The sequence below is a fragment of the Vicinamibacterales bacterium genome (assembly GCA_041659285.1).
Classification (GTDB): domain Bacteria; phylum Acidobacteriota; class Vicinamibacteria; order Vicinamibacterales; family UBA2999; genus 12-FULL-67-14b.
Genome location: JBAZYO010000007.1, coordinates 250,918 through 277,030 on the forward strand (window position 1 = coordinate 250,918; position 26,113 = coordinate 277,030).

A 26,113-nucleotide genomic window follows, 5' to 3' on the forward strand; every position below is an offset into this window, starting at 1 on the left:
TGACCACCTTCGCCAAGGCTACGGTGGTCAAGAAGCCGGACCCTACTTCTTGAGCTGCGCGCCTTCAGCCAGCGCGTAGAGCTGGTTGCGGTTCATGACGAACAGCGTGCCGTTGGCGGGCACCGGGGTGGCGTAGACCGAGCTCCCCATGTTCTGCTCCGACACCAGCTTGAACGTCTTGCCGTGCTCGACGACCGCGACGTCGCCGTCTTCGTCGCCGAGGTAGATCTTGTCGCCGATCAGCATCGGCGAACCCCAGATCGCCGCGAACATGTCGTGCGTCCAATACGGCTTGCCGGTCTTCAGGTCGAGGCAGTGCAGGAAGCCGCTGAAGTCGGCGAGGTAGATCAGTCCGTCCTTAATCGCCGCGGTCGAGATCGAACGGCGGATCTTGTCGAAGTGCCACAGCCGGCCCGACGTCGTAATGTCGCCGCGCTTGGTGCCGTCGATGGCATAGGCGTGGCCGACGCCTTCGCCGTGTTCCGGATCCTGGCCGTTCGAGATGTAGACGACGTTGTCGTAGATGACCGGCGTGCTGATCACTTCGTTGCGGGTCTTCGGCCACACCGAATCCTTCGGATTGGTGTCGAACTCCCAGAGCTTCTTGCCGGTTTGCGCCTCGTAGCCGCGCACCCAGCCGTCGCCCTGCGCGTGCACCACCTGGCGGACGCCACCGATGTCGCCGACCGAGGGGGTGGACCACTGGCCGTGCAGGATGCGATCGCCGACCGAGTTGTCTTCCCACGCCAGCTTGCCGGTGGTGCGATCAACGGCAATCAGCGACGGCGCCTTCGGCGACGGGATGTTGACGTGGCTTTCGTCCTGCCCGTTCGAGGTGCCGCAGAACAGGAGGTCGCCGTCGGGCACCGGCGAGCAGTTGGACAGGTTGTGCGGGAAGGCGCCGACCTCCTCCATCATGTCGAAGATCCAGATGATGTCGGGGTCGTTCTTGCCGGTGAGCTTCTCGTCCGTGAAGGGACCGTCGTTGTCGTTGTCGTGGAAGCCCTGCAGATCAACGGCCACGATCTGGCCCCGGTTCGAGGTGAAATAGCCGATGCCGCCGACGATCAGCGCGGAGCTGGCAATGCCCTGGAAGGGCCAGTCGTTGGCGCGGCCCGACGACAGCTTCTCGAAGGTCGCCTGCCACATGAACTCGCCGGTGGCTTCGCGGAACGCCATCAGCACGCCGCGGTCACCGGGCTGCTTCGGGTCCTTCATCGCCTCGTTGTTGGTGCCGATCATGACGACGCCGCCGCCGACGGTGGGGTTGCCGTACGACTGCGAGCCGAGCTCGGCGACCCACTTCACGTTCTTGCCGGTCTTGATGTCCCAGGTCGTGGGCAGGCCGGTCATCGGCGACACCATGTTACGGCTGGGCGTGCCGCCCCACATCGGCCAGTCCGCGGACAGGCCGGCGCCGGTGGCAACGAGGAACACGAGGACGAGCGACGCGCGTTTCATCATTGGCTCTTATAGACCTTGAGATTGTCGAAATAGACATCGGAAATGCCGTCGGCGTAGATGCCGGGGCTGCCCATGTGGTGCGGAATCCTGTCGATCTTCTCGACCGTCCAAGCCGCCGGCTCGGCATCCGCCGCCGGCCACACCTTGCCGCGGACGCGGGCCGTGCCGTCGGCCAGGTGATCGACGCGCAGCTTCATGCGGTACCACTTGTCGGCGTCCCACGCGAACGGCACTCGCACCGTCATTTCGTCCGCCGCCTGCCACGGGTGCAACTCGATCTTCTGGCCGTTCCCGAACAGCACCAGGCCATAGCGTTCGTTGATCAGGCCCACGTCCCCGCGCTGCCGCCGCTGCTCGCGGCCGCGCACGTCGGCTTCCACAGTGTAGCCCGCCAGCGTGGGCGCGCCGAAGAACACCTTGGCGCGGCGCCCGACGGTTTCATCACGGGGACGGACCAGCACCTTGCCGGCGCCCTCGACCGTGCGCTGAAAGACCTTGCCGGGCGCGCCGGTCCACCATGACGGCGGCGCTTCCGCCGTGGCCGTCTCGAAATCCCAGGCCCAAGGCAGCGGTTGGATCACGCGGACGCGGGCCGTGCCGCTCAGCGTCCCCACCGTCGCCTTGACGACCCCGGCCGTCGAGCCGGACGCCGCGGCGGTGTAGGTGCCCTTCGCGTCCACCGCGCCGCTTAACTGCTCGACGGTCCACTGCGCCGCCGGCTCCTCGCGAATGAAGTTGCCTTTGGCGTCGAACAGCCGGGCCTTGAGGTTCACGGTCTGCCCGGGTGACAGCAGTGATTCGTACGGGAACACCTGAACCACGGCCGGTGCCGCACCTGATGCACCTGACGCACCTGCCGCCCGCGATGCACCCGATGCGCGTCTCGGGACCCGCTTGCCGATGGCATACAGCGCGTCCATGCTCGTCACGTAGATGCGGCCATCCGCCACGATCGGCGAGGCCACGATCGGTTCCGGGGCCTGCGCCGTACCGAGCAGGTCCTCGTCCAGCACCTCGACCCCGGTGGCGCCGGGACGCAGGATGTAGAACTTGCCATTCTCAGTGCCGACATAGAGCTTGCCGTCGGCCAGGAGCGGTGAGCCCTTCTGCAGCGTGCCCAGCGTCTTCTCCCACAACCGCGCGCCGGTCTTGAGGTCGAACGCGCCGACAATGGCGCTGTTGTCCATGGTGTAGAGGCGCTCGGCGTCGGCCACCGGCGAGGCATAGCTCGGGAGGAAGCCGCGGGTCCGCCACTTGAACGCCTCGGGCGTGAGCACGCCGGTCTTCGTCGCATCGACCGCCGCAATCATCCCCATCTCGGTCGTGTCCATGTTCTCTTCGCCGTGGGTGACGTAGGCCACGTTGTCGCGGAAGAGTGGGCTGTTGAGGATGGCGCGCTTGCTAACCTCGATCGACCACAGGCGCTCGCCGGTATTGAGCTTCAACGCATGGTAGCCGCCGTCGGTGCCGCCGACGATGATCGCGCGCGTGCCGTCGATGGTGGCGACGGTCGGCGTCGAGTAGTTGGTGTCGTAGTGGCGCGTCTGCGGCGACGCGATCCACACCGTCTGGCCCGTCTTCTTGTCGAACGCGAAGTAGCGGTTGCCGGTGCGATTGAGATCGCCCCAGGCCAGGATCAGCGCGTTCAGGATGACTTTGTCGCCCTCGACGATGGGCGAGGTGGTGCGGCCACCGTGCGTGGTGACGGCGCCGTATTCATCCGGCAGCGACCGATCCCACAGGACCTTCCCGTCCGGCGCCACGCACACCAGCTGCGCGGCGACCGTGAACACGTAGATGTTGCCGGTTTCCGGATCCACGGCCGGCGACGCCCACGACGTGCGATGCTGCGGCACGTCGCTCAAGTACAGGCTGAACCGGCGCTCCCACACGATCTTCCCGGTTTCCGCATCGAGCGCGACCAGCCGCTCCTGCGTGTTGGCGGGGTCGCCGGTCGGGGTATTGAGGTAGATCCGATTGCCGAAGACGACCGGTGACGAGCGGCTGCCAATCGGGATGCGCCACGCCAGGTTGTCGCCGGCCGGGGACCACTTCGCCGGCAGGTTCGTCTCGACCGAGTGGCCATCGCGCGAGGGCCCGCGCCATTCCGGCCAGTCGGCGGCGCCGGTCACCGCAATCGTGCCGGCCACGAGCGCGGCCACCATCGCGACCCGCCGCAGAACTGACTGAATCAATGCGACATACATGATTTGCTTACGCATTCCTTTCACCGGCCGCTTACGCCAGCGGCATCCCGAAATGGTATCCGCGACTGGCGCCGAAAGCGTTGGCGGGACTCAAAATACCCGTGACGGCAGAAAAACCGGCATGGGCGCGCAGGTTTTGACAACGTGAGCGTTAATGTCATATACTGTCATATGGGCTGTGGCGACCGGCCGCACGTCCGATAAGTGAAGGTAGCTATAGTTGCACTGTGGGTTTCCCCCCCGCGCCATGGCTGAAGGAGTGTTCGTGCGAAACCACAAATTGATCAGTGGCTCCGGCCTGATCCTGGCGTTCTGCGTCAGTGTGGCTGCTGAACAGGGGGGCGTGGTGCGCCGGGAAGAACCGCCGCCATCGAGTCGTGAAATCGAGCGGTCCGCGGTGAACTTCGCGGCGCAATGGCGCCCGGACGGCCTCAACGGCAACACCCGGGTCATCGGCACGGTGATCGACATCCGGCAGGTTCCGGTGGCCAGTGTGCGTGTCCAGTTGCGCAACCTGAACACCGGCGCCGTCGAACAGGAAGTCGAATCGAATGCCGAGGGCGAATACCAGTTCGCCATCGAGGAGTCCGGGACCTACGTCGTCGAAATGGTCATGGTGGACGGCTATATCGTGGCCTTGAGCAACGCCGGTTCGCTGGCCCGCTTCGAAACGCTCCAGACCGTGGTGCAGTTGCCCGGCCGCTGGGATTTCGCGACCCGCGCCATGGTCATGGAACAGAACATGGCGAACTTCTTCGGCATGAGCGCCGAGACGACGATGACGGCGACGACGATCCAGATTGCGGTCGCCCAAGACATCAGGCCAGCCGACCCCGGCACGCCCGTTTCTCCATAGCGCGCATGTCATACGAAACCCCGCAGACGCCCCCACCCACTCCGGCACCTTCACAAGGGCCGGCACCAGCGGCGTCGGCCATGCCGATGGGGGCCGACACGCACCTCTTCGACCGCATTTCGGTACTCTACAAGTATCGATGGGCCAGCATCACCGTGTTCGTCCTGGTGGTCGGCTGGATGATGGTCGACAGCTACTCCCAGATTCCGGCCTACCGGTCCACGGCGCAGATTCTCATCGAGGATCCGAATGCCGACGTCGCCACTCCGACCGAGATCGCCCGCAACGTCGTGGTGGGCGACCCCGAGGTCTACATGCAGACGCAGTTGCGCATCATGCGGGGCCGCGATCTGGCGGGCCGGGTGGCGCAAGAGCTGAACCTGGAGCGCGTGCCGGAATTCAACGGCCAGGGGCCGAAGCCCACGCCGATGGCGCGGGGCATCGCCACCATCAAGCGCTACGCCTCGATTCCCTATCGCATGATCACGTCGGCGTCGAGCCCGGCGGCGGTGCTGACGGAACCGTCCCCGGCCGATGACTCGAGCCACGCCGACGCGTTGCTCAGCCGGCTGCAGGTCGAACAGGTTCGTGGCAGCCAGTTGGTTGACATGAGCTTCGACTCGTCGGACCCCGAGTTCGCCGCCCGCGCCGCGAACGCGATTGCCGAGAAATACGTCGAGGAGAACCTGTCGCTGAAGGTGACCAACCTCGAGAAGAGCGCGGAGTGGCTGACCGGCGAAGTCCAGAAGCAGGCGGACCTGGTCAAGCAGAGTGAGCTGGCGCTGGCGAAGTACAAGGAAACCCAGGATGCCGGGGCGCTCGACAGCGGCCAGAACATCGTCGTCTCACGGCTGAACCAGTTGAGCGACGCCGTCACCAAGGCGCGCACCGAGCGGATCACGAAAGAGGGCCAGTGGCGGCAGATCCAGGCCGCCGGCCAGGATGTCGATTCGATTTCGTCGGTCCTCAACAGCGGCGCCGTGCAGCAGTTGCGGGTCCAGGTCAACGCCCTGCAGCAGGACCGCTCCCGGGTGTCGGAACGCTACGGCGAAAAGCATCCTGAATACCAGAAGGTCTTGACCTCGCTCGCCAACGCCGAGCGGCAACTCGATACCGAAGTGCGCAAGGCGATCCAGAACGCCAAGAACGAGTTCGAGGCGGCGCAGACCCAGGAGCGCGTCCTCCAGGAGTCGGTCAACGAGGCGAAGGCCGCGGCCACCGCGCTCGGCCGCAAGGGCGTGGACTACGCCGTGCTGGCCCGCGAGGCGGAGTCGAACCGCACGATTTACAACCAGCTCCTGACCCGCGAGAAGGAACTGCGGGTGGTCGCCAACAGCCGCACGAACAACGTGCGCGTCGTCAACCGCGCCGAGACGCCGGGCGCCCCGTACAAGCCGAACCACCGGGCCGACTGGATGTATGCCCTGTTCATCGGCCTGGGCCTGGCGGCGGCGACCGCGTTCGGCATTGATTACCTGGATGACACCGTCAAGACGCCTGAGGATGTCACGCGCCGGCTGAAGCTCAAGTTCCTCGGGCTGGTGCCGATCGTCTCGGGCGATCGCCATCCGCTGATTTCGGGACCGGTTCCGCACGACTTTGGCGAGGCCTACCGCGCCATCCGCACGTCGCTGGCCGGGCAGCTGCCGGGACCCGGCCCGCGCGTGGTCGCCGTCGCCAGCTCGCAGCCGCTGGAGGGCAAGACGACCACGGCGGTGAACATCGCCATGGCGCTCGCCGTCGGCGGCGCGCGCGTGCTGCTGATCGACGCCGACATGCGCCGGCCGAGCGTGCACAAGGCGCTGCGCATGAGCAACGACCGCGGCCTCTCGCAACTGCTGGCGGGCCAGGCGCGGATGCGCGAAGTCGTGCAGCGGACGCACGATCCCAACCTGCTGACCATCACCGCCGGCCGCACGCCGGCCAACCCGTCGGAACTGCTGGCGTCGGATCGCATGCGGGCGCTGCTCACCGGCCTCGAGTCCGGGCCCTTCGACTGGATCATCATCGACACGCCGCCGGTGCTCGCGGTCACCGACGCGGTAATCCTCGCGCCGCTGGTGAGCGCGGTGACGTTCGTGATCGGCGCCGAGATGACCCGCTGGCGGCTGGCGGAGCGCGCCGTCGAGACCCTGCTCAGCGCCAATCCGCGCCACGTCTTCGCGGTGCTCAACAAGGTCAACTTCGGGCGCAACAAGTACTACTACTCGCGGTACTACGGCCACCAGTACAAGAACTACTACGCCGAGTCCCCGGCGGCTTAAGCTGTGCAGCGCGCGCTGCTCCTCTCCCTGGTGTCGGCTTCATACCTCCTGCTGGCAGGCGGTCCGCGGTGGACTCTCGCGCCGCTGTTGGGCGTGGCGTTGCTGTGCGTGGCCTGGGCGCCGCGGCGCACGCTGGCGTTTCCGGCCTCGACCCGCTCGCTCGACACCGCGCTGCTGGCCCTCGCCGCCGGCATTGCCATCCAAGTGGTGCCCCTGCCGGCCAGGGTCGTCGCCCTCGTGTCGCCGCATGCGCAGCCGCTGCGGGCCGCGCTGCGGTTCACCGTCGGCCGTCCATCCGGCGAGGCGTGGCTGCCCCTCTCGATCGACGCCGAGGCCACGGCCTACGCGCTCGCCGCCACGTTCCTGGGTATCCTCTCCTTCTGGATCGCGCGGGCGACCTTTTCCGCCGGCGGGCACACCCGGCAGTTCTGCCGCGCGCTGGGATTGCTGGCGGCCATTGCCGCGATGGTGGCCATCGTCCAGAAGGCCGTGATGCCCGGGCTGGTGATGGGCGTGATCACGCCGGAAGCGCGGAACGCGAGTCCGATGGGGCCGTTCCTCAACCGCAATCACTTCGGCGCCTGGCTGCTGATGGTGTCAACCGCCTCGCTCGGCTACATCACCGCGCACCTGCACATTCATCCCGCCTATCGGCAGCGCATGGGGGCCGCCGTCAAGCGCTTCGTTACCTCGGGCGCGCTGCTGTCCGGGATTGCGGCGATCGTCACGATCGGCGCGTTGCTGATGACCCTGTCGCGCTCGGCCGTCGCCGGGCTGGGCGCCGCCGCCCTGTTCGCGGGATGGCTCGCGCGTCCGCGGCTGCGGGTCGAGCGGACGGCCCTGCCGGCGCTGTATGTGACGACGGGACTGGTGCTCCTCCTGCTGGTGTTGTTCATCGACATCGAGGGTTGGCTCACGCGCGTGCAGCACAGCCTGGGCCTGGTCACCGGGTTCGACCGTCTTACGATTTGGCGCGAGAGCCTGCCGATGGTCCGTGACTTCATCGTGACCGGCACCGGGGCCGGCACCTACGGCCAGGCGATGGGCGAGTACCAGCAATCGCGCTTCTGGGTCGGATCGATGCAGCGGTGGGCGCACTTCAACAACGCGCATTCCCATTACGTGCAGCTCGCCGCCGAGGGCGGCCTCCTGCTCGTGGTGCCGGCGGTGGCCGCACTGACGGCGCTGGCGAGGCTTGGAGTCGCCGCCGTTCGCGCCGATAAGGGGGAAGTGTTCTGGGTGCGCGCCGGCGCGGCAGCCGGGCTCGTCGGCATTGCCGTCCAGAGCATCTGGGAGGTACCACTGGTGATGCCCGCCAACGCCGTGCTCGTGGGAGTGCTGGCGGGACTGCTCCTGCATCGGCGCGACGCGGTCAGAAGCCAGACGCCGCCGGAACTCGGGTGGGCACCCGACCACACTCCCACCACCGCCGGGCGAAACCAGTAAATGTTGATCGTCGGGCTGAACGCCTACCACGGCGACGTGGCCGCGGCCGTGCTTCGAGATGGCCACCTGGTGGCGGCGCTGGAAGAGGAGCGCTTCTGCCGGATCAAGCACGTCGCCGGTTTCCCGGAGCGCGCCATCGCGCGCGGCCTGGCCATGGCCGGCGCCCGGCCCGCCGACGTGGACATCTGGGCCATCGCCCGCGGACGCCGCGTGCACCTGCTGCAGAAGGCCAAGTTCGCGCTCACCCATCGGCCGGGAGCCGCCCTGCTGGGCCAGTACCGGAACACCGCCGGGCACTACGCGAGCATTCCGCAGGTGATCGCCAAGACCTTCGGCCTGTCGTCCGACGGCGTGGAATCGCGAGCGCGATACATCGAGCACCATCCGGCGCACCTCGCCAGTGCCTTCCATACCAGCGGTCTCGAGGAAGCGGCCTGCTGCGCGATCGACGGCTTCGGCGACTTCGTCAGCGTCTCGACGGGTCACGGCCGCCACGGGCGAATCGAGGTGATGGATCGCGTCTACTTTCCGCACTCCCTCGGCTTGCTCTATCTCGCCATCACCCAGTACCTGGGCTTCAAGAAGTACGGCGACGAATACAAGGTGATGGGTCTGGCGCCGTACGGCAAGCCGGTCCACGCCGACGCCATGCGGCCGCTGGTCCACCTCGATCCTGGTGGGGGCTTCAGGCTGGCATTGGAGTACTTCCGTCACTGGACCGGCGAAGTGTCGATGAACTGGGCGTCGGGCGAGCCGACCGTCCCCGACGTTTACACCGGGCGCCTGCTGGACCTGCTGGGCCCCGAGCGCCAGCCCGACGAACCGGTGACGGGCCGTCACGAAGACCTCGCCGCCTCGGTACAGCGCGTGTTCGAGGAATCGGCCTTTCACGTCCTCCGCGGCGCCCACGATCGGGTTGGACTCGACACGCTCTGCCTGGCCGGCGGCTGCGCGATGAACAGCGTCGCCAACGGGAAGATCCGCCAGCACACGCCGTTTCGTTCCGTGTTCATTCAGCCGGCCGCCGGCGACAACGGCACGGCGCTCGGCGCCGCGCTCGCGGCCTGGCACGGCTCGGGATCGCGGCCGACCGGGCCGCGCATGGAGCATTCATATTGGGGCACCGAGTACGACGCCGACGAGATTGAGCAGGTGATTACCGACAGCGGGGTGGTGGCCCAGGGCCGCTGCGAGTGGACGCGCCTCACCGACGAGCCGTCGCTGTGCCGCGAGACGGCGACACTGCTCGCCGCCGGCGCCATTGTCGGCTGGTTCCAGGGCCGCATGGAATGGGGCGCCCGCGCCCTCGGCAACCGCAGCATTCTCGCCGACCCGCGGCGCAGCGACATGCGCGAGGTGATCAACCAGAAGATCAAGTTCCGCGAGCGGTTCCGCCCGTTTGCGCCGTCGGTGCTGGCGGAGGCGATCGACGAGTACTTCGTCGATGCCGTGCACGATCCGTTCATGATCCAGGTATATCCGGTCCGGCCCGAGAAGCGCGGCGTGATTCCGGCGGTGACGCACGTGGACGGCTCGGGCCGCCTGCAGTCGGTCAGCGAGCGGAGCAATCCCCGCTACTGGGCGCTGATCCGCGCGTTCGAGGCGCAGACCGGGGTGCCCGTCCTGCTCAACACGTCCTTCAACGAGAACGAACCGATCGTGGAGCTGCCCGCGCAGGCCCTCGACTGCTTCCTGCGAACGGACATGGACGTCCTCGTCATGGGACCCCACATGCTGCGAAAGCGACACGGATGACGGGCGCGGCCGGGCCGTTACGCGTGTGCTTCTTCAATCGTTCGTACTGGCCGGACACCGGCGCCACCGGGCAGCTGCTGACGGAACTGGCGGAAGACCTGGTGTCGGTCCACGGGTTCGCCGTCACGGTGGTCACCGGCTATCCGCTGGTGAGCGACCGCCGCGTCGCCGCGGACGAGGTGCGGAACGGTGTCCGCATTGTCCGGGCGCGCGGCACCACCCTGCCGCCGGGGCGATTCGTCGGCCGCGCCACCAACTACCTCACCTATTTCCTGTCGGCGGTGTGGGCCGCGCTTCGCCTGCCGCGGCAGGATGTGACGGTGGCGCTGACCGATCCGCCGATCATCGGCTTGGCCGCCCTCGCCGCCCGGCCGCGCCACGGCATGGTGTTCTACTGCCAGGACATCTTTCCGGAAGTCGCCGGCCTGCTCGAGGACTTTCACAGCCCGATCGTCAACTCGATCCTCGAGCAGCTCAATCGCTTCCTGGTGCGCCACGCCACCCGCATCGTCGCGCTCGGAGATACGATGGCGAGGCGGCTGGTCGAAGGCAAGGGCGCCGACCGGGCGAAGATCACCGTGATCCACAATTGGGCCGACACCACGGCCATTGTCCCGTCCGGCAAGCAGAACGAATTCGCGCGGGCGCACGGCCTCGACCGCCGCTTCGTGGTGCTGCACGCCGGCAACATCGGCCTCTCGCAAAACCTCGATGCGGTCATCGATGCCGCCGGCATCCTGAAGGCCCGGCCCGACATCCTCGTGCTGTTCATTGGTGACGGCAACCGGAAAGGCGCGCTGCAGGAAGCCGTTCGCGCACGCGGCCTCGACAACGTCCGCTTTCTCCCCTTCCAGCCACGCGACCAGTTGCGCTGGACCTATGCCTCGAGTGATGTGTGCCTGGTTTCGCTGAAGCCCGGCCTGGCCGGCTACATCGTGCCGAGCAAGCTCTACCCCATTCTCGCCGCCGGCCGGCCCTACGTCGCCGCGGTTGAAGCATCCAGCGAGGTGGCCGCGCTGACCACGACGCATGGCTGCGGCGTGCTGGTCACGCCGGGCGACGCGGCGGGACTGGCCTCGCGAATCGCGGAACTCGCCGACGACCCGGCGCGACGCGACGCCATGGGCGTCCGCGCCCGCGACGCGGCGCTGCTGTTCGCCCGCGATCGACAGGTGGCCTCCCACGCGCGGGTCATCCGCGAGGTCGGGGGCCGGGCATGAAGCGGCTGTTCGATCTCGTGGTCTCCGGCGCCGGCCTGTTGATCCTGTCTCCGGTCGCGATGCTCATCGCCCTGGCGATCAAGCTCGATGATGGCGGGCCCGTGTTCTTCAAGCAGGATCGGGTCGGGCTGGGCGGGCGGGTGTTTTCCGCGTTCAAGTTCCGGTCGATGGTGGTCGATGCCGAGCGGCACACCGGCGCGGTGCAGGCCGTGGCCAACGACCCGCGCGCCACGCGAGTCGGCGGCGTGCTGCGGGCGACGGCCTTCGACGAACTGCCCCAGCTCTGGAACATCTTCCGCGGCGACATGAGCGTGGTCGGCCCCCGCCCGCTGCGTCCGGGCGAGGCCGACACGACGGCCGATGGCCGGCTGTTGCCGCTCAATGCCATTCCCGGCTACGAGGCGCGCCATCGCGTGCGGCCGGGGTTGACGGGCCTCGCCCAGGTCTATGCGCCGCGCGACCTGCCCAGGACCGGCAAGTTCCGCTACGACCTGCTCTACCAGCGGCGCGCCGGCCTCGGACTCGATGTGCGCCTGATCCTGATGTCCTTCTGGATCACCCTGCGCGGCCGCTGGGAAGATCGCGGTCCCAAAGTATGATGCCGGCGCAGTTCGGCCTGTATAATCGTGCCTCGATGCTGGATGTAGCGATCGTCGGCGGCGGACCGGGCGGAATGTCGGCGGCGCGCCACCTGGCCGCGGGCGGCTGGTCGGTTGCGGTGTTCGAGGAGCACGACAACATCGGCGCCCCCGTGCATTGCACCGGCGTGCTCGCCGAGAACGTCGTCCGCGACCTCGGCGTCGCCGGCGACGTGGTGCTCAACGCCTTGACGACGGTGCGTTTCGTGGCCCCGGCCGGGCACACGTTTGACTACACCACGGCCAGCACCGAAGCGGTGGTCATCGATCGGGCCGCCTTCGATGGCGCGTTGGCCGGCAAGGCGGTAGCGGCCGGCGCCTGTGTACATCGCGGACGGCGCGTGATTGGCGTCGAACCGGTCGCCAACGGCGTCGAGGTCGCGTTCGCCACCGGGGATCCGGTGTCGGCGCGCGCGGTGATCCTGGCGTGCGGCGCCAACTACACCATCCAGAAACGACTCGGCCTGGGCATGCCCTCGGCGTTCCTGCAGTCGGCCCAACTCGAACTGCCGGTCGAACGGCTCGGCGACGTCGAGCTCCATTTCGGATCCGAGATTGCGCCGAAAGGGTTCGCCTGGGCGGTGCCCGTCAGGCGTCCGGCCGGCACCTTCGCGCGCATCGGCCTGATGGCCGACGGCGATGCCGGCGTGTATTTTTCGAGAATGCTCGAGCGGGTGCGCGAGCGGTGGGGGGTGGCGGTCGACGACCTGCCGGCGCCGCGCCGGCGCATGTTGCCGCTCGGCAGCGTGGGCCGGAGCTTTGCGGATCGGGTGGTCGCGGTCGGGGATGCGGCGGGCCTGGTGAAGCCGACCACCGGAGGCGGGATTTACTACAGCGTGATCAGCGGCGAGATTGCGGCGGAGGTGCTTGGCTCACAGCTGGCCGACGGCGACCTCTCGGCCCACGCCCTGAAGGACTACGAACGGCGCTGGCGCGGGCGTTTCCAGTCGGAGTTCAGCGCGCAGCTGGCGCTGCGCTTCGTCGCGCAGAAGATGCGCGATGCCGACATCGACGCGCTGTTCACGCTCGCCACCACCGACGGGATCCTGCCGCTGGTGCGGCAGACCGCCCGGTTCAACAAGCATCGCGACTTCATTCTCGCGCTGTTGAAGCATCCACCAGCGCGGCGCGCGCTGTTCGCCCGGCTCGCCAGCTAGTCTGGCAGGCTGCTGAAAAACGCAGCCTGAAGTGAAAAGTGTGAAGTGACAGGTCAGAACGGGATGGTGGTGTGCGTCGGTTGTCGACCCGCGCCGAGATGATTCGCGACGCAGCGGGGACGCCGATCCGGATGATCGGCCTGACCAACGATGTCACCGAGCGAGTGGAGTTGCTGGCGGCCGAGCGGCGGTCTCGCGCGGCCGCTGAAGAAGCTGGGGCCTAGAACGGGCCCTACGTTAGGCAGGGGAGGCCTCTAATACGGCCTATCGTCCGTGATCGGCAGGGCGTCGCTGATCACGCGGGCCGGGTCTGCCGCAGGAGGGCAATCGCCGCGGGAATCAACAACAGGTAGCAGCAGCCAGCGAGAATCATCGTCACGTTGATCCCAAACGCGATGCCGATCATCACCGCCAGCACCGACGCCAGGACGCCGGTGGCGCCGTTGATTCCCCAGAACCATGGCGCCGGTTCCCGGCTGATGGCTTCGACCAGCCGCATGCCGGTCGGGAATGCGAATCCCATCAGGAAGCCGGCCGGCATCAACACCGCCAGGGAGACGGCGATGCGGATTGGCAAGGCGCGCGAGGTCATCGCCTCGAATACCAGAGGCAGCACCAACTGCGCGCTGATGAGATAGGCGGCGACGATCACGCCCCAGGTCACGATGCGCGCGCTCGTGCTGAGCGGCAATCGTTCCGAGACGAGGCTGCCAACTCCAGTCGAGAGAATCAGGCTGAACAGGCAGACACCCATGGCGTAGATGGGGTGACCGAGAAAGACGCCAAAGTACTGCAACAGCGAGATCTCCGCCAACATGAAACCGGCGCCGATCAGCGCGAAGTACGCCGTGCCGGCGCGAATCAACCCGCGCGGCGCCGATCTCGCCGCCCGCCGCAGCGGCAGGACGATGGTACAGATGACGGCGACGGTAGCGATCAGCAGGATCAATACCAGCGACACCGAGGCGACCAGGTTGCCGCGCATCACGCCGCCGCCAATCTCGCTTCGCCACAACCGCGGTAATACCTCCGGGATGTGCTGGAACCGCAGCTGGTTGAAGAAGAACGGCTTGTTGTCGGTCGACACCGTGAGGTCGAGCCACCCCGTTGACGCCACCTGGTCAAGTTGTCGTCGATCGGGCGCTGCCATGATGCCGCCGATGATGCCGGTTGGAAGCTCCGCATCGGGATCGATTAGCACCTTGAAATTGAGTCGCGTGGCGGCCTCCCGCAGCGCAGCCAGTTGCCCAGGCGCCAACGGATTCCTGGAGAGCACCAGCGTGGCCACCCGGTAGCCGGTGGCAACGAACACGTGGCGGCGCGGGTGGCTGGCGCCAGCATCCATCAATGTCGCCATCGCCAGTGCGATCATGCGTCCGGATTCGTTGACATCGTCGGGGTTGTACCAGCGGCTCACGGTGAACACGCCGCGGTCGGTGAGGCGGCTGGTGAAGGCCCGCCAGCCCTCCAGGGTGTACAGGCCGTTTTCGGACAGGGTGAACGCGCCGGCTCCGGTGGCCGCCCAGGTGTCGATCATGCTCATCTGGATCAAGTCGAACGATTGATTCGTTGCCGCAAACCACGATCGCGCATCGTCGACTTCCAGCTTCAGGCCCGGCACCGTCCGCAAGCCCGAGAACGGCGCATAGAACGGATCGCGGAGATGCAGGTCGACGAAGATGCGGTTCAGCTCGACGCCGGTGATGTCTTCGACACCGAACAGGTGGGCCGAGAGGACGTCTCGTCCGCCGCCGACACCGATGACCGCTGACTTCCTGACCGCAGGCAAGTGATAGGCGAGATTGACTAGGTCGTACTTCAGGAAGTCGATCGAGGCCTTCGTGCCGTCGAAGTGGTGCATCGCGGTGCCGGCGGCGCCGTCAATATTGAGATGAGCCTGTTCGACGCGGACGTCCATCGGCATCGTCGACGATTGGCTCCACAACGTCGGGAACTCGTTGTAGGGACGGTAGGCGACGATGCGCGAGTACGAGTTCCAGCGTTCAGTGCGCGATTGCCAACCGGACTCGATGTTGTCCTTGACCATCACCGGCTTGAAGCCCAATCGCGCGCCGCTGTTCAGGGGAATCAAGACTGCAAGCACCGCCACTGTGAACGCCGGCCTCCGCCACCGCGGACGCGCATCCAGTGCCGCGCGCTCAGTGGCCGTGGCGGCGCGCACAAATGCCAGCGCGGCGGCGCCGGCAACGAAACCGGCCACGAGAATCGCGGTGGGCCCGTCGAGGACGTCGAGGATCACGACCACGGCGGCGCAGCCGAGCGCCGCGCCCAGCAGGTCGACGCCGTAGACCAGTGACACCGGAAACGGGCTTCGCGTCAGGGCCAGGCTGACCGCGATGCCGGCGAACACGTATGGCGCCGTCATCGCCGCCATCAGCAGGACGACGCTGAACACCGAACTCATGGTCGGCACGAGCCTCGTGATCAGCGAGAACTGCACCATGACCGATGCCGGCATGGCTACCGCGGTCAGCAGCGACATGTCGGAGAGCCAGGTCGACAACGCCTCGGGTGAGACGCGGGACCCCTTGAGATACAGCCAGACCGCGCCAGCGGTCATGCCAAGCATGGCGACGCTGATGGCAAAGAACGCCAGGTAGTACCAGGCGATGACGGACAGGATGCGCGTCTGGACAATCTGGAAGACGAGCACCGCAAACGTGATGAGGAAGACTCCCGCGAGGAATTCGAAGCGCCGAGGTCGCATGATTAGGGTCTAGTCTAGACTAGACTGGCCGGGAGGCGGCGGACCCGGCGGCGGATCACCGGCGATCCGCCGCTCGACGAGGTAGAGGGCCAGGATCAACTCCGCGGCGCTGCGCTGCAGCGCGTAGTAGAGGCCGGCGGTGCCGTCGAGAATCCCGCCGCGAACCAGGTAGCAGTACACGAACATCGCCGGCGGCATCACCACGATCAGGCGGCGGACCCGGTCGATCGCTGTCAGCGCCTCGGGTGGCGTCCCGGTCAGCTTCTCCACTTCCAGCCGCATGTAACGCGACTGCGCCGCCAGCCACTGCGACAGCGGCTTGCGATCATCGTGGCGAATGCGGCCGGCGAGCCAGCCGAGCCGGCCATCGACGCGGACCCGCTGCGTGTGCCCGTCCTGGAGATACACGGCCCCGGCGCGGCGATACAACACGACGACCGGCGGATATGCGGCGCCCCTGAGCGGCCGGCCGTTGATGCAGTAGTCAAACGAGGCCCAGTAGCCGTCAATCCCCTCGCCGGGTTCGAACGCCGCGAGTTCCGCCACGGCGGCGTCGGCGAGCACGAAATCCGCATCGAGCGCCAGCACCCACTCGGTGGCGATTCCGGTCTCGTGCAGGGCGAAGTTCCACTGCTCGGCGTGCGTCGTGAACGCCCGCGAGAACACCCTGACCTTGGGGTGCGCCGCCGCGATCGCGGTGGTCGCGTCGCTGCTGCCGCTGTCCACCACGACGATGTCGGTAGCAAACGACAGCCGTGCCAGCGTGCGCCCGAGATTGGGCGCTTCGTTGAACGTCAGCAGGACCGCGGTAATGGGTCGCGGCACTCAGCCTCGTTTCGTCGCGACCAGGATCATGTTCTTCCACAGCCATGGAACGCGGCCATGAAAGCGCATGCCCTCCACCGAGAAGTAACTCGAGGCAATGTCGGTCAGGGTTCTGACGCTGAAGAACTTCACGTGGCCGCCGTCCCAATCGACGCCGAGGACGTGATAACCGGCCGCGCCGAGCAGGCCCGCCAGGTAGCCGTTGCCACAGCCCAGGTCGCAAATGGTGCGCACGCCAGGTTGTTCGACGATGCACTGGAGCACGGCGGCCGCCACGGCCTCGCCGACGGCGCCGCTCATCGCCGCGGTGCCCTCTTCTCCCCACGAGTGAAGCACGCGTTCGATCTCGGGCGGGTCGCGGTGACTCATGGGTGCCCTCCGGTCGCGGACGCGATGGCCTCCTGGTAGACGCCCTCCATCTGTTGCGCGACGCGATCCCAGGTAAAAGACCGGACCACGGCCGCGCGCCCGCGCGCGCCGGCCTCGGCCCGCAGCGCGGGGCTGCTGACGATCTCATCCAGCTTCGCGCCCAGCACGGCGGGCTTGCCGTCAACCACCCAGCCGGCGTTGGTGTCGGCGACTACCTCGGCGATGCCTACCTCTGGCGTCACCACGACGGGACAGCCGACGGCCATCGCCTCGAGCACGACGTTGCCGAAGTTCTCCGAGTACGACGGCAACACCAGCACCGCCGCCATCCGCAGGATCGCGGCCTTGTCGGCACCGTGCACCGGCCCGACGAACGTCACGCGGCCGGCCACGCCCAGCGCGACGGCGCGCCGCTCCAGGATCGGCCACTCGCCATCCTCGTCGTTGCCGGCGAGAACCAGCCGGAGCGCGGGCGCGAATGCCAGCGCCGCGATCAGCCGGTCGATGCCCTTCTTCCAGTTGATGCGGCCGAGGAACAACACGAACGGCGCCGCGGATCCGAGGGCGCGGATGACCGGGGACGGCTCGGCGCCGGCGCCGGACCCGAGTTCGACACCGTTGGGGATCTTGCGAAGCGGCGGCAGGTTGAATCCGAACTTCAGCGCCCCGTCGGCTTCGCGCTGGCTGGTCACGTGGATGGCCGCGGCGGCCTCGAGATTGCGATGCTCGATGAAGCCGATGACCGCCGCCTTCCAGAAGGCGTTCTTGCTCTCGATCAATTCTTTCTCCAGCATGCCTCTGGGCGAGACGACGTACGGCACGCCGGCCGCGCGCGCGTGCCGCGCCGCCGCCCACAGCGGCCACAGGTAAATCGCATGCGTGTGCAGGACATCGAAGTCGCGGATGCGGCGCCGGAGCGCCTCGCCAAGCGCCGGCGCCCAATACAGCCGCCGGAGGTGGCGCGACTGGAAGTACCACACCGTCACGCCGTCAAGCATGACCGGCGTCGCGATTGGCACCGGCGAATCCACGGGGCCGTCAACGCTGGTGGTGAACACGTGCACGTCGTGCCCGCGCGCCGCCAGCGCCTTGCACAAGCCATGCACCGAGACGATGGTGCCGCCGTACCGTACCGCGGGCAGGTACGACGCGACGACGTGGAGAATCCTCACCGCCCGTAGACCGGCGTCGTGGCCGGAGCGGTGTAGCGGCTGACCGCCCACCACGCCACCAGGGCATAGCTCATGAGCACCAGGTCCTGCATCGATCGCATGCCGGCCATCAGCACCATCACCGACAGGGAATACACGATGGGATTGCCGGCCTGGTTGCCGATGTCCCGCAAGACGCACGCCATCGCCGCCAATCGGCCGTGGAGCCAGCCGCCGAAGACCACGGCAAACCAACCGTAGCTGATATACCACTCGCCGATGATGGAGGTCGACAGGCTGACGCCCTTCATGCCGATCTCGGTCGGCAGATCGAAGCCCGGAGAAATCGGCTTGCCCGGCCACAAGATGCGCGGGATCGGGCGGACGAGCGTGAATACGAGTTGTCGATGCCGGACGAACGGAACGCGGGACGGCAGAAACTCGATGACCTGTGCCAGCCGCAGGAAATTGTCGTCCACGTGCAGGTAGTCGTATTCACTCCCTCGCTCCAGGTATTGTTCGTAGCCGCCGGACCGGATGTTCAGGATGAACTGCGCCGTCCAGGCCAGCGCGATGACGCCGAACCCCACGACCAGGAAATTCTTGACACGCAGGCCGGGGTTGGCCTGGATCCACACCATCAGCGCCGCGCCGACGGTCACGGCGATGACGCGGCGGCCGCCGCCGGTAGACAGGAAGAGCAACATGACCGCGGAGCAGGCGACGGAAAAGAGGCTCTGGAACGACAACAGGCCCCGCCGCGCGATCAGCAAGGCGGTGAGGCTGGGCAGCACGTAGCCGAAGTACTGGGCCTGGTCGCGGAACGACTCCCACCCGCCCAGCTGGCCACGGCCCCATGGCACCGACCATCGCTGCTGCCCGACGTATGAGAACATCCGCGCGATGTCGAAGTCCACGGAGTAGAGAAAGTTGAACATGCCGAGCGCAAAACAGATCGGCACCGCCTTCACGATCGTGTCGGCGTGCAGCGGCACCTTGACGCCCTCCACGATCCAGGTGGGAATTCGCCACGGCCGTCCGGAGGCGCCAAGCCACATCGCCGCTGCCGAGACACCAATCGCCTCCAGCGCGAGCCGCAGGCTCTCGTCCTTCGCTTCGTCGAGTGCGTAAGCGCCCTGGATCAGGTCGAGCAGCAGCCAGGCGACGAACCCCAACGCCACAAAGTTCTCGGCATTGGTTGCCGACGGCCCACCGCCGATGGCACGCAGCACTGGCACGATCATGATGGCGACGGTCAGGATCCACGCTGAGACGACCAGCGCGCCGCGGGGCGTGGGGTTCGCCGGAAACCACACCACCGCCGCGAGGTAGGTGCCGAACAGCGACAACACACACGCCAGCAGCGCGCCGGACTTGCCTTCGACGAGGTTAAGCATGAGCCGCCCGATTCACTGCCATCCAGCTTTCCAACGCAGACACGCACCACTGGCGATACCACGTGCCGGTCGCCACCGGGCAGCCCCGGTCACCGCTCGCCAGGACCTCTCGCCATTCTCCATCGATCCAGCGCTCGAAGGGCAAATGAAAGCCGCGCTTGGTCCGGGGGTCCACCCAGGCCGGCCATTCGGGCACGGCCGCGCGCAGCAGCGCCTTGCCGGGCGCGAGCCGAACGGGCGCGGGCACCCGCGACAACCGATCGACCAGCGGAGCGTCCAGAAACGGCGTCCGCACCTCGACGCCCCACGCCATCGCCATGACGTCGGCGTCCCGCAGCAACTGGTTTCGCGCGTAGCGCGTCAGCTCCAGCCGGCTGACCGCGTCGGCCGGCACGACGTCATCCGGTTCATCGGTGGGCGGCAATGCGAACGGCTCCGCGGGCACGCCCGCGTAGTGCGCCGCCAGCGTCACGGATTCCGCGTGGGTGAAGATGCCGCGATAGGCCTGGTAGGCGTTCTCCAGGCTGGGCGCGCGGCTCAACATGTCGGCCACCCGCCGCGATCGCGACCCCCGCGCCGCGGCCGCCGCCAGCCGCCCCGCCTGGGACGCGAGTGCGCCGGTCCAGTGGAACCGTTGGTGCCAGGCCGCAAGGCGGGGCACGCCGCGGAAGGAAGGATAGCCGCCGAACAGTTCGTCAGCGCCGACGCCGCTGAGCAACACCTTGATGCCGTGCTCGCGCGCAAACCGCGCCATCACGAACGCATTGAGGCCGTCGGTCGTTGGTTGGTCCACGGCCGCTTTGTACGCCAGGAAGGCCGCGCGCGCCGACGCCGCATCCATGACGCACTCGTGATGGATGGCGCCGAAGTGCCCGGCGGTCCGGCGCGCCAACGGGCCCTCATCGTCCGGCTCGCCGGGCAGGGTCAGCGAGAATGTCTCGACGCCGGTGCGCCCGCCCGCATGCGCGAGGGCGAGAATCGCGGTCGAGTCCACGCCGCCGCTGAGCAGCAACCCCACTGACGCATCACCGGCGAAGTGGTGCTCGACGCTGTCGGCCAGCGCGTGGCGCACATCGGCGGCCGCCGCCCCCGCGCCGTCGGCGGGGAACTGCAGCTGCCAGTATCGCCGCGCCGACATGCGGCCATCGCACCAATGCACGGAGTGCGCCGCCGGGACGCAGCGGATGTTCCTGGCAATGGTCAAGGGTTCAGGGACGCTGCCGGTGCGGAACAGGCCGTAGACGCCGGCCGGGTCGAGGTCGACCGGCACGAGGGCTGACGCCAGCAGCGCCCTGACTTCAGAGGCGAAGATCAAGCGGCCGTGGTCGAGTGAATAGTAGAGCGGCTTGATCCCGAAACGGTCGCGCGCCAGCACGCACGTGCGCGCCTCGGCGTCCCAGAGCGCAAAGGCGAACATCCCGCGCAGCCGGCTGATGCCGACGGGCCCGTCCCGCTCGTACAGGCGGAGGATGACCTCGGTGTCAGTGCTGGTCGTGAATTGGACGCCGGCACGCTCGAGCGCGCGCCGGATCTCCGCGAAGTTGTAGATCGCGCCGCTGTAAGTGATGACGAAGCGTCCGCCCTCGATCGACATCGGCTGATGCCCCGCCGGGCTCGGGTCGAACACCGCCAGCCGGGTATGGGCGAACAGTGCGCCGCCACCTGGAGCAGCCCACTCGCCTTCCCCGTCGGGGCCACGATGCCGGAGCGAGGCCTGCATGGATCGCAGCGCCGGCCGGAGGTCGGTCGGCGGCGGACCCGGGCTCAGGATGCCGGCGATGCCGCACATGCAGGCGACGTCCGTTCGTCGATGAACCACCGGCGCTTGCCGGCCCGGGTGGCGCCGACATCGTCCACGTAGGTGAACCTCGCCTGCGCGAGCGCCGGGTGCACCCTGGCCAGCCGAGGACGAATGCGCGACTCGAGCGCGGCATGGTCGACGCCAGGCGACACCAACCGCAACTCGATGCCCTCGTCGCGAAGGACCATCTGGATGTTGAAGACCGATGCCTCGTCGTGCACGCAGTGGAAGATCGACAGGCTGTGGATGGCGTCGCCGCCAGGGAGCTGGATGACGTCGTTCAGCCGCCCGGCGACCGCCGCGAAACGATCGACGTGGCCGTTGGGCAGCTGGTGCGGCTCGCTCAGGCCATCACCCAGCCGGTAGCGAATCAACGGCACGTAGCGCCGATAGAGCGCGGTGATCAGCACCGGGTGGGACTCCGGATCGTCGGCCGCCGGCGCCTCTGTCTCGACGTAGTCGAGATCGCCGTAGACCTCGAATGGCCCGCTGCCCTTCTTGAAGGCGACCTGGCCAAATTCGCCGCCACCGTACTCCTGGACGACCGGGCAGCCGAACAGGTCTTCGAGCATGCTCACGGTGTCGGGCCGCGGCGGCGGCTCGGTGGTGGCCAGCACGAACCGCAGGCCGAGGCCGCGGAAACGCTCGCGGTAGCTCGCCGTGTATCGTCCGAAGAGATCGAGCGCCGAGGCGTAGCTGATGAAGCCGATCGGCCGATGCGCGATGAGCTGCTCCGCGAACTGCGCGCAGATCTCCGGGTTGAGGCGGTAGGCGTTGACGCGGCGGTAGCCCAGCATGCGATCGGCCACCGATCGCTTCGCCGTGTTGACGGCGCGCGTCACGCCCGAGCCCAGCAAATGGACGTGCCCCCACATGATGAACAGGCGCGAATCCGGCTGGTACCCCATCTCCTGCCAGGCGGCGAGCTTGACGATGCGCATGAGATCGCGCTCGGCCTGGTTCATGCCGATCTGGATCGGGGTGCCGGTCGAGCCGGCCGTCTTCATGATCGAGCCGGGCGGACCGGAGCGGCGCACGAATGCCGACGGCTGGTCCTGGAGCGCCTGCCGAGTCAGCACGGGAATGGCGCGCACGTCATCCCAGGTGTGGATCACCGGCGGCGCCTGCTGACGTTCCACCAGCGCCGCAAAGTACGGCACGTCGGCGACGGCATCGGCCCAGGTCTCCTGCAGCGCCAGGAGTTGGCGTTGCTGGCGCTCGCCGTCCGATACCGCGGCCAAGGCACTCCGGCGCGCCCGAGCCGCCTCGAACTGGTGCCGTAACCTGGGAATCCACAAACTCATCTGGGTGCGGCACCTGATTCGCGAGCCGCCAATACCGACGCAAAGTACGCGTGCATGCGTTGCGCCCAGGTTTCCGCGGAGAAGGGATGCGCGAGTTGCCGACTGCGCTCACCAAACTCGCGCATCCGGCCGTGATTCTGGTGCATCCACACCATGGCATCAGCAAGTGCGGCCGCGTCGCCAGGAGGTATGGCGATCCCGTTGTAGTACGAACGCAGAATATCGATGGTCGCACCGCATACGTCAGTGCATATCAGCGGCAGCCCGGTCGCAGCCGCCTCCCCGATAGCGACGCCCCAAGGCTCCTCGCGACTCGGCATGAGGAACGTGCCATGGTCGGCGAACACGCCGGGCAGCTCACTGGGCAGGACGTAACCGAGATCGTGAATCCCCTCCCCGGTGATCAAGCTCGACTCCGGGCCCGTGCCGCAACAGTCGAGGGGCCAGGGGGCGGCCACCCGGGCACGGTAGCGCCGATACGCGTCGACCAGGATGTCGATCCCCTTCACGTGCGCATAACGTCCGGCAAACAAGAACCGCTTGGGCCAGTCGGGGGCGGCGTCGAGGCGGCGGCCGCGCTCGCGGAATGCCGTGTAGTCGAAGCCATACAGGCCGTTAGCGATGCGTCCGCGAGGCACTCCGAGCCGTCGGGCACACTCCGCGCTGCGGGGACCCGCAACAACCACCTTGTCCATGCGGCGCATGAATCCCCTGAGGCGGATCTGGTTGACGCGTTGCGGCCACGCTCCCGTCCAAGGCGTATCCATGCCCAACACAAACTTCGCGCCCCGCAGGGCCGGCGTATGGACGAGGCGGCGGTACTGTGGATAGAACCAACCACAGATCAAGACCACGTCTGGATTGCGGTGGCTGACCAGATCAGGAATCTCCAGGTTGGACGCCGCAGCCATCAATCTGCGATTCGACACCTCGTGCAACAGTTCTTCCTGCACCGGCACATCTTGAAAGTCGAGGTGAAGGACGTGAAGATCGACCGACGGAACCTGATTCAGCGCGCGGAGACAGGCGGCGACGTATCCTTGCAGGCCCGCCCAGCAGACCACGACTTTCATCGCTCGACCCATCCGAGCCACCCGGGAGGCGGGGCGAAGGGGCGAGGAGTCGGAAAGGATGCGAGCGGCCCGATGCGGCCGTCGACCGACACCGGCAGGGTTGCGGTGTCAAAGCGGCCCCAACCCGGGCCCAGGTAACGGCTGCGCTGCGACAGGATCGGCATCCGCGACTCGTCAAAGCCCATGAACCAGGCAAGGGTCGCGTCGATCGCGAATGGGTCAACGCCGAAGACTATCCACTCCATCTCGCGCGGGTCGGGAAAGAGCGGGCCGTCACCCTCGCCGCAGATGAGCCCGTCGACAATGCAGAAGTAGTGACGCTGCGGCTCGGCGTGCAGGATGCCCTCCGCATCGACGCATTGGATGACCATGTTCAGGTCGTAGATCATTCGCCAAATGGTCTGATTGCCATGCCAGCTGCCACCGCCCACGTAGAAGTCCGGCGGTGGTCCGTCGCCGAGACGCAGCACCGCGCTTCTGACCTTCTTGAATGCCAACCAGAACGGCCGCATCAGCCGGTAGAGCCACCACCATCGGGTCCGGAAGAACTCGCGCAGGGTGTTCTGCGTCCAGTAAACCCATCTCCCGCTGTCCCAGTACTCATCCCCGCCCCAACTCGGCGCGCCGCGGCTAAAGTGCGGCAAGTACGCCTTGTCGCCATTGATACCGACCAGATTCTTCAAGGCCGCGGTCAGTCCCGACTTGGAGTGCGTCTTCCATTTCGGAAGGTTAATCACCAGGTCGGCGTCGAGAAACGTCTGAGCCACGAAGTACCGGTGGTCGCCGTGCTGGTGGTATGCGCGGGTCTTGGCCCAGTCATGATCGTGGATTGCGAATCGATCGGCCTGATCGGAGATCTCTTCGAGGTGGCTGACGGCACCGAGGCTTACTTCCTTGTAGCCAAGCGGGTCGCCGTGGGCGCCCCCGGATTTCAGCACCAACCGCCCATCTTCGTAGACATAAACGTCCCTGCGGAGATCGCGGAATGTGAGACGGCTGCCGAAGGTCTGTTCCAGATCGGCCATCGCGGCCGATAGCCCGGATTGCTGGCACAGCAACGGCCAATCGGCACGCTGGAGTGGACAATCACCGATCGTGATGCGGGCCTCGGAAAACAGTTCCGCCGCCGCCCTGGCCGTGGCGACGATCACTCGAGCGTCGGTCACGAGCGCGCGAATTGGGTGACGCGGATCGGTTTCGTGAAGCACCCAGTTGGGCTTGATCACCACGTGCCGCGGGCACAGGTGACCGATCGCGGACTGCATTTCAGACCGGATGAGTGTCTCGAGCCGAGAGCCGACCCTCGTGTAGCACACCACCTGCGCGCCGGCAGACGGGCGCGTCATGAATTCCAGCCCGCGTCTCGCCGACGCGCGACCAGCGACAGGACCGTGTCGGTATCATCGCCGAACAGTGGCGCACCCTTCAGGAACTGATGCGGCTCAACCCCCTGGCCAAAGGTATTGACCTCGACGAGGCAGGGTGTGCCGTCATCGGTGACTGCGACGTCGCACGACAGCACATCGAAGTATGCCAGCTGGCGGTGAGCCGCGACTGCAAGTTTCAGGACTGCCTCGAACGATACGACGGTGTGGCCAGCAAAGGCCTCGCCGGAGCGCGGGTGCCGCTCGAAGCGGCGAAACGACACGTCGCAGCCAAAGGACGTTGTCGTGCCATCGGCGATGCGGACGCCACACAACAAGCCCCCGGCGTGGCCGTTGTCCACATGGGACCCGTTGCCGAAACGCAGCGTCGCGGCAATCGGCCGGACGGCACCGTCCAGGCGCATGGTTATGACACGCAAGGTGTTCAACGACTGGGGGTGGAACCGTGCCAACGATTCATGCTGCCGCACCTCCTCTTGCACCACGAAATCCTGTACGTAGGCTCGCTCGACGTCTGCCAGCGACCATACCGACGCACCGATCTGGAACCCGGCCGGCGTAAACTCCACGCGGGCCACATTGTGGCCGCTGCCGGTGCCTGAGATCGCCGGCTTCAAGAAATGCTCCCCCTTGCGCTCCGCCAGGAAGCCGATGACGTGTCGGCGCTCCACGGGCTGGTAGAGGTCATCGAAATATTCGCCATAGATATTGCGCAAGATGGTGTGCGGTCGCGGCAGGTCTGGCAGCAATCGATCGAGCTGGTTCTTGTCGTGGTATGCGGCCGAGACATCGCGCCGGCACAGGAACGGCTCGAGCCGGGTCCGGAAGATCTCCTCCGGAACGAACCGGGGATCCACTGTGCCCAACAGCACCTTGAACAGTCGATACCAATCGGAATTCACATAGGACACGCCGAATCCCATCCAGTAGTCGCGAACGACTCGACGTTCGGCAGCGCTCAGGCGGACGGCGCCGTCCGGATCCACCACTTGCAGCATCGTGCGCAGGCGGCCTCGGTACTCCCACCAATACCGGACCAGCTCAGCGCGCTTGAGAGTTGCGCGCACGGCGGA

General features: G+C 67.1%; 20 protein-coding genes. 8 read left to right on the forward strand and 12 right to left on the reverse strand.

The features are described 5' to 3' along the window. Positions 1–42: 42 nt before the first annotated feature. Positions 43–1,464: a PQQ-binding-like beta-propeller repeat protein gene (locus WC815_13695; protein MFA5909827.1), complete on the reverse strand. Its 1,422-nt coding sequence runs from the start codon at positions 1,462–1,464 to the stop codon at positions 43–45. Continuing rightward, positions 1,461–3,659, reverse strand: coding sequence for a PQQ-binding-like beta-propeller repeat protein (locus WC815_13700; protein MFA5909828.1), 2,199 nt, complete (start codon positions 3,657–3,659; stop codon positions 1,461–1,463). The genes WC815_13695 and WC815_13700 overlap by 4 nt, the downstream gene beginning before the upstream one ends. Positions 3,660–3,936: 277 nt before the next feature. Between WC815_13700 and WC815_13705 the strand changes: the two genes are divergently transcribed. The 8 genes from WC815_13705 to WC815_13740 all read left to right on the forward strand — a co-directional run bounded on the left by WC815_13705 (position 3,937) and on the right by WC815_13740 (position 13,231). After that, positions 3,937–4,527 carry an SdrD B-like domain-containing protein gene (locus tag WC815_13705; GenBank protein MFA5909829.1) on the forward strand — a complete coding sequence of 197 codons (591 nt, stop codon included), beginning with the start codon at positions 3,937–3,939 and terminating at the stop codon, positions 4,525–4,527. A gap of 5 nt (positions 4,528–4,532) precedes the next feature. Continuing rightward, complete coding sequence (locus tag WC815_13710; GenBank protein MFA5909830.1) at positions 4,533–6,791, forward strand: polysaccharide biosynthesis tyrosine autokinase; 2,259 nt, start codon at positions 4,533–4,535, stop codon at positions 6,789–6,791. A gap of 3 nt (positions 6,792–6,794) precedes the next feature. Next, a complete protein-coding gene (locus WC815_13715) occupies positions 6,795–8,237 on the forward strand; it encodes an O-antigen ligase family protein (GenBank protein ID MFA5909831.1) in 1,443 nt (480 codons plus the stop codon). Continuing rightward, positions 8,238–9,992 carry a carbamoyltransferase C-terminal domain-containing protein gene (locus tag WC815_13720; protein MFA5909832.1) on the forward strand — a complete coding sequence of 585 codons (1,755 nt, stop codon included), beginning with the start codon at positions 8,238–8,240 and terminating at the stop codon, positions 9,990–9,992. After that, on the forward strand, positions 9,989–11,212 hold the full coding sequence (locus WC815_13725) for a glycosyltransferase family 4 protein (GenBank protein ID MFA5909833.1): 1,224 nt from the start codon (positions 9,989–9,991) through the stop codon (positions 11,210–11,212). The genes WC815_13720 and WC815_13725 overlap by 4 nt, the downstream gene beginning before the upstream one ends. Continuing rightward, positions 11,209–11,811, forward strand: a complete 603-nt coding sequence (locus tag WC815_13730) for a sugar transferase (protein MFA5909834.1) — start codon at positions 11,209–11,211, stop codon at positions 11,809–11,811. The genes WC815_13725 and WC815_13730 overlap by 4 nt, the downstream gene beginning before the upstream one ends. 35 nt (positions 11,812–11,846) lie before the next feature. Then, entirely contained in the window at positions 11,847–13,007 is a 1,161-nt protein-coding gene (locus WC815_13735; protein MFA5909835.1) for an NAD(P)/FAD-dependent oxidoreductase, read from the forward strand. Between the two features lie 71 nt (positions 13,008–13,078). Further along, positions 13,079–13,231: a hypothetical protein gene (locus WC815_13740; protein ID MFA5909836.1), complete on the forward strand. Its 153-nt coding sequence runs from the start codon at positions 13,079–13,081 to the stop codon at positions 13,229–13,231. A 71-nt stretch (positions 13,232–13,302) separates the two neighbouring features. Here WC815_13740 and WC815_13745 read toward each other — a convergent pair whose 3' ends face one another. From WC815_13745 to WC815_13790, 10 genes are all read right to left on the reverse strand, one after another. Beyond that, complete coding sequence (locus WC815_13745; GenBank protein MFA5909837.1) at positions 13,303–15,735, reverse strand: hypothetical protein; 2,433 nt, start codon at positions 15,733–15,735, stop codon at positions 13,303–13,305. 9 nt (positions 15,736–15,744) lie between these two features. After that, positions 15,745–16,560 (reverse strand): glycosyltransferase family 2 protein, encoded by an 816-nt coding sequence (locus tag WC815_13750; GenBank protein ID MFA5909838.1) that lies wholly within the window; start codon positions 16,558–16,560, stop codon positions 15,745–15,747. Further along, positions 16,561–16,929 carry a hypothetical protein gene (locus WC815_13755; protein ID MFA5909839.1) on the reverse strand — a complete coding sequence of 123 codons (369 nt, stop codon included), beginning with the start codon at positions 16,927–16,929 and terminating at the stop codon, positions 16,561–16,563. After that, positions 16,926–18,101: a glycosyltransferase gene (locus WC815_13760; GenBank protein MFA5909840.1), complete on the reverse strand. Its 1,176-nt coding sequence runs from the start codon at positions 18,099–18,101 to the stop codon at positions 16,926–16,928. Before WC815_13760 ends, WC815_13755 begins: the two co-directional genes overlap by 4 nt. After that, the gene (locus tag WC815_13765) at positions 18,098–19,477 is read right to left on the reverse strand and encodes an O-antigen polymerase (GenBank protein MFA5909841.1); all 1,380 of its coding nucleotides are present in this window, start codon (positions 19,475–19,477) and stop codon (positions 18,098–18,100) included. The genes WC815_13760 and WC815_13765 overlap by 4 nt, the downstream gene beginning before the upstream one ends. Beyond that, the gene (asnB, locus tag WC815_13770; GenBank protein ID MFA5909842.1) at positions 19,470–21,296 is read right to left on the reverse strand and encodes an asparagine synthase (glutamine-hydrolyzing); all 1,827 of its coding nucleotides are present in this window, start codon (positions 21,294–21,296) and stop codon (positions 19,470–19,472) included. The genes WC815_13765 and asnB overlap by 8 nt, the downstream gene beginning before the upstream one ends. Further along, a complete protein-coding gene (locus tag WC815_13775) occupies positions 21,242–22,582 on the reverse strand; it encodes a hypothetical protein (GenBank protein ID MFA5909843.1) in 1,341 nt (446 codons plus the stop codon). Before WC815_13775 ends, asnB begins: the two co-directional genes overlap by 55 nt. Then, positions 22,579–23,655: a glycosyltransferase family 4 protein gene (locus WC815_13780; protein ID MFA5909844.1), complete on the reverse strand. Its 1,077-nt coding sequence runs from the start codon at positions 23,653–23,655 to the stop codon at positions 22,579–22,581. Before WC815_13780 ends, WC815_13775 begins: the two co-directional genes overlap by 4 nt. Beyond that, the gene (locus WC815_13785; GenBank protein ID MFA5909845.1) at positions 23,652–24,920 is read right to left on the reverse strand and encodes a DUF362 domain-containing protein; all 1,269 of its coding nucleotides are present in this window, start codon (positions 24,918–24,920) and stop codon (positions 23,652–23,654) included. The genes WC815_13780 and WC815_13785 overlap by 4 nt, the downstream gene beginning before the upstream one ends. Before the next feature lie 77 nt (positions 24,921–24,997). Continuing rightward, positions 24,998–26,107 carry a sugar-transfer associated ATP-grasp domain-containing protein gene (locus WC815_13790; GenBank protein ID MFA5909846.1) on the reverse strand — a complete coding sequence of 370 codons (1,110 nt, stop codon included), beginning with the start codon at positions 26,105–26,107 and terminating at the stop codon, positions 24,998–25,000. Between the last annotated feature and the right edge of the window lie 6 nt (positions 26,108–26,113).